Consider the following 2449-nt stretch of genomic DNA (forward strand, 5'->3'; position numbering starts at 1 on the left):
GACATATCAGGTCAAAATCAGGACGATCTTGAACGTATCCGGATCAACGATCACGATCCGGCCGTCCGCAAGCACGAAATACTCGTAGCTTTCGTAAGCGGGAACGATCTTGACGATACGAGCCGGCAAACGATGCAGCCTGACCTTTTGCCGCGGAACTTCGACGCCGACGGTGATGTCAAAATCGACGTTGGACACAGGCTCCACTTTCGTCTCCCGGATGATCTGGGTGACTTCGGTTTTCTGCTCCACCGTCACGTTGTTGATGGAACCGGTCGACGTCGTATCCTGCGTCGAGGCCTTGCCCTGGACCTGCTCGTCGGTTTGCGTCTTGGTCTTGTCCTGAGCCTGCTGGTCGGTGGTGGTGCCGGCCTTGCCTTGAGCCTGCTCGTCGGTTTGCATCTTGGCCTTGTCCTGAGCCTGCTGGTCGGTGGTGGTGCCGGCCTTGCCCTGAGCCTGCTCGTCAGTCTTCAGCTTGGTCTTGTCCTGGGCCTGCTGATCGGTTGTGCCGGCCTTGCCCTGAGCCTGCTCGTCGGTCTTCAGCTTGGTCTTGTCCTGAGCCTGCTGGTCGGTGGTGGTGCCGGCCTTGCCCTGTGCCTGCTCGTCAGTCTTCAGCTTGGTCTTGTCCTGAGCCTGCTCGCCCATCTTGGAACCATTCTGGCAGCCAGCTTGCCCGGAAGCGCAATTGGCGTCTGCGCCAGACTGGCTTTCGGGCTGTTGTGTCTGAGCCATCGCCGTTCCACAGCCGAGCCCGATCGCCAGCATGCTGGTAATGAGAACATGTTTCATGGGGAAATCTCCCTGGGTAAGATTCGTCCCTTCAGTGCGTAGAACCAGCACCCAAAAAAAATGTTCCGAGATAGTTGAGTGAGGGCTAAAAAACGACCTCGCTTGAGATCATACGATCGCGGGCGAAAGCCGCCGCTAAAACGACCTTTTCAACTCTGCCGATTGCCCTAGCTCTCTCCTGAGAGGAGACCGGATATGGCAATTTATAGTCTGAGAGTGGTCAGCTTCATTTTCGTTGTATTGGCTTTCGTTCCGGCCGCCGCGCATTTCTTCACGATGTTCAACAAGATGAAGCTCGACGGGCCGAACTATCTGGCTGCGCAACGCGCCTATGATGGATGGAGCCTGTTCGGCATCGTAGTGCTGGGAGCATTGCTCTCTACGGCCGCCCTGGCGATCCTGCTCTACCGAGCGAGTGCATCTTTCGGCTTGGTTGTTGTCGCCTTTCTCAGCATCGGCGCCACGCAATTTGCCTTCTGGACGCTGACCTATCCAATCAATCAGGCGACCCGGAACTGGACTGTCCTGCCTGAAAACTGGGAGCTGCTGCGGCGGCAATGGGAGTATTCGCATGCCATCGCCGCCGGCCTCAACGCCTTGGCGTTGCTTGTGCTTTTCCTATCGGCGCTTCGCGCTGCGGTGCGTTGAACGACCACGTCTTCACCAGCACGGCCGCCGAGCGTGCAGGAACCACCAATGAACCGAAATCATTGACCCGCCAGATGTTTCCAGCGTGGCCCGAAAATGAAGCGGTATTATTTCGATCTTCAAAACGGTGACGGCGCGATACCCGATGATAACGGGCAGCTGTTCGAATCCCGGGAACAAGCCAGAGCGGAAGCAATTCGTATTTTGCAGGATGTTGCCCAAGACGAAATGCCCGACTGCGATTTCGTCAAGGTAACCGTCAAAGTACGCGATGAGGTCGGTGCGCAGATGTTTGAGGCATCGCTTGTCCTGACCTCCGGATGGAGCGTGTGATGCCGCAGTGCTAGCGGCTATACCGCACCGGGATTTGCACGACATTCTCCGATCCAGGCAGATCGAAGGCCATGGCCAGCTGACGTACGGAGGCCATCTCCACGATCAGTTCTTCGATCGAAAGATCCGGCAGACCGGTCTTCACCCTCTGCCTCACCCTGGCCGCAAGTTCATGAACCCGTACCGGGACGAAAAGCGGGCTGTCGTCCAGCAGCTTGCTGATTTCGATGACCACATCAGCGTCGATGTCTTTCGGCAATTCCCGCATGGGCGTCACCTCAAATCGAAGCAACAGCCCGCCATATCGGTGCGGCGGGCGATCAGGCATTGAGCGCCGGGCAGTGGGATCGGAGAGGGACGTGCTCGGCGCTGGCCGATAGCCAGATTCATAAAGCTGCGGGCATCGGTGTGTCACGAAAAAATATCAGTACGAAAATTACCAAGCGGTTTCGTCCCACGCAATCCACAAGCGCCTTCCCCGAAATCGCGGCTCCGGCAGCGGCTGTTCCCGACAGAGGAGGAACAAAAAATATGGCCCGGAATTGAGACTGACGAATTGGAGGATCTGGCCATGGACAGCAGGGAAGAAAAGATCAAACGGCGAGCCCATGAAATCTGGGAACAAGAGGGCCGGCCGGCTGGCCGCGAGCAGGAGCACTGGGACCAGGCCGTGCAGGAG

Annotated in this window: 5 protein-coding genes; 3 read left to right on the plus strand and 2 right to left on the minus strand. The window is 57.5% G+C overall.

Annotated elements, in window-relative coordinates; genetic code table 11:
• Positions 1-6 precede the first annotated feature (6 nt).
• Positions 7-789 carry a DUF1236 domain-containing protein gene (locus tag EN964_RS31805; protein WP_127272419.1) on the minus strand — a complete coding sequence of 261 codons (783 nt, stop codon included), beginning with the start codon at positions 787-789 and terminating at the stop codon, positions 7-9.
• A gap of 195 nt (positions 790-984) precedes the next feature.
• On the opposite strand from EN964_RS31805, the gene EN964_RS31810 reads away from it, so the two are divergent.
• Together EN964_RS31810 and EN964_RS31815 are read left to right on the plus strand one after the other, a co-directional pair.
• On the plus strand, positions 985-1437 hold the full coding sequence (locus EN964_RS31810; protein ID WP_127272420.1) for a hypothetical protein: 453 nt from the start codon (positions 985-987) through the stop codon (positions 1435-1437).
• Between the two features lie 96 nt (positions 1438-1533).
• Complete coding sequence (locus EN964_RS31815; protein ID WP_127267548.1) at positions 1534-1770, plus strand: hypothetical protein; 237 nt, start codon at positions 1534-1536, stop codon at positions 1768-1770.
• Positions 1771-1780: 10 nt separating this feature from the next.
• Here EN964_RS31815 and EN964_RS31820 read toward each other — a convergent pair whose 3' ends face one another.
• Positions 1781-2038 carry a hypothetical protein gene (locus EN964_RS31820; protein ID WP_127267547.1) on the minus strand — a complete coding sequence of 86 codons (258 nt, stop codon included), beginning with the start codon at positions 2036-2038 and terminating at the stop codon, positions 1781-1783.
• 303 nt (positions 2039-2341) lie between these two features.
• Between EN964_RS31820 and EN964_RS31825 the strand changes: the two genes are divergently transcribed.
• A partial coding sequence (locus EN964_RS31825; RefSeq protein WP_164776171.1) for a DUF2934 domain-containing protein occupies positions 2342-2449 on the plus strand: 108 nt, incomplete at its 3' end.

This window comes from Mesorhizobium sp. M7A.F.Ca.CA.001.10.2.1 (assembly GCF_003998575.1).
Lineage (GTDB): Bacteria > Pseudomonadota > Alphaproteobacteria > Rhizobiales > Rhizobiaceae > Mesorhizobium.

What these genes read in the sequence shown, in the direction of transcription:
- EN964_RS31805 (WP_127272419.1), bottom strand. Translation starts at nt 789, where the DNA reads ATGAAACATGTTCTCATTACCAGCATGCTGGCGATCGGGCTCGGCTGT.
- EN964_RS31810 (WP_127272420.1), top strand. Translation starts at nt 985, where the DNA reads ATGGCAATTTATAGTCTGAGAGTGGTCAGCTTCATTTTCGTTGTATTG.
- EN964_RS31815 (WP_127267548.1), top strand. Translation starts at nt 1,534, where the DNA reads ATGAAGCGGTATTATTTCGATCTTCAAAACGGTGACGGCGCGATACCC.
- EN964_RS31820 (WP_127267547.1), bottom strand. Translation starts at nt 2,038, where the DNA reads ATGCGGGAATTGCCGAAAGACATCGACGCTGATGTGGTCATCGAAATC.